The organism is Faecalibacterium langellae, from assembly GCF_002549775.1.
In the GTDB taxonomy this organism is placed as follows: Bacteria; Bacillota; Clostridia; order Oscillospirales; family Ruminococcaceae; genus Faecalibacterium; species Faecalibacterium langellae.
This window is the reverse complement of record NZ_NMTR01000041.1, coordinates 1-1,365: the sequence shown is the minus strand read 5'-3', so window position 1 is coordinate 1,365 and position 1,365 is coordinate 1. Positions and strand designations below refer to the sequence as shown.

General features: G+C 36.8%; 1 protein-coding gene and 1 pseudogene. One reads left to right on the top strand and one right to left on the bottom strand.

Annotation, left to right across the window (positions count from 1 at the left end; genetic code table 11):
* Nucleotides 1–258: 258 nt before the first annotated feature.
* Nucleotides 259–1,096 (top strand): annotated as a pseudogene (locus CGS49_RS13490) (transposase); the annotation flags it as partial.
* On the opposite strand, the gene CGS49_RS13485 reads toward CGS49_RS13490, so the two are convergent.
* Nucleotides 1,074–1,365: QueT transporter family protein (locus CGS49_RS13485; RefSeq protein WP_143405882.1), on the bottom strand; the 292-nt coding region annotated here is incomplete at its 5' end. The pseudogene CGS49_RS13490 and the gene CGS49_RS13485 overlap by 23 nt on opposite strands.

Here is a 1,365-nt window from a genome sequence, read left to right as displayed (position 1 = left end):
ATTCTATGCTAATATTGATGAGATTTCTGATGATGCTATCACGCTTCCCGATACAGACAAATTGGCTCTCGAAGCTATTGTACAAAAATTCAGTACAGAAGCTGAAAAAATCGAAAATGATTAATATTAATCTTTTAAGCAACCTAGGTCAGATTGCTTCAGATTGAAGACAAAGTCCTTAGAAGTTATACTTTTGGGGACTTTTATTGATTTGAAGGAGTATAATAAAAGAAAAAGGTATTTGATGTTGGTAGGTTTCACAAGGAAGTCTTTGCTTATAATGCTCAGGTAGGTTGTTATAAACACGGTTGGGCCTTGGATTTTACAGTTGAAGCAGATAACATCCATGATAGTCAGTTCTTTCCTGCTCTTTTAGCCAAGTTAGAGCCCTTCTCACCTGAATTCATTATTGCGGATTCAGGCTACAAAACACCTAGTGTTGCTAAGTTTCTTTTAGAAAATTGGATTATACCGGTATTCCCTTACACTAGGCCAAGAGATAGGAGAGACTTTCTACGTCTTAAAGACTTTGTCTATAACGAGTATTCTGACTGCTATCTTTGTCTAGAGAACCAGGTATTAACTTATCGTACAACGACACGTGAAGGTTATAGAGAATATAAAAGCAATTCCAAAATTTGTAAGATCTATCTCTTGTTAGCGATTTGTACTGAAAGTCGCCAGAACCAAAAAGTCGTTGTGCATCATATTTGGAAAGACGCCCTAGAAGTCTGCGAAGATATTCGTCATCAAAATGAGATGAAGGAGCGGTATCAACACCGTAAAGAAACGATAGAATGATTATTCGGAACATCTAAAGAATATCACAACTTGCGTTATACCAGAGAAAAAGGAAAGTCCAAAATGGAAGATAAGGTTGGGCTTACTTTGGCATGTTTAAATATCAAAAAATTGGTAAAAATGATGGTAGGAAAGACCTGGTATTTTATCTAAATACCCCAATATTATTCGATTATGGAAGAATTTAGTGTGAATATAAAAAGAGACAAACATCGTTTTTGATGTTTGTCTTTATTCTGACATCTCTGCAATTGCAGAGATGTTTTTGATTGTCAGTCTTTGTATCCGCGTTTAGCTAGCTCGTGTACAAGTACAGCTCCCAAGATTGCAGGAACTAATTGCCCTAAGATAAGGTTAATAACGAGAGCGACATAAGGAAGTTTAAGTAGGGCACTAAGCCATATTGGTACTACTAAGGATGGAACGAGTAGGATTGGGAGTACGATAAACCAGCTAGATAGCTTAATTTTACGGATGAGGTAGATGCTACCAGTTGCTAAAAAGCTGGCACAGAAACCACCGACAACATCAATCAATCCCAGGCCACCAAAAGAGTTAGCAATA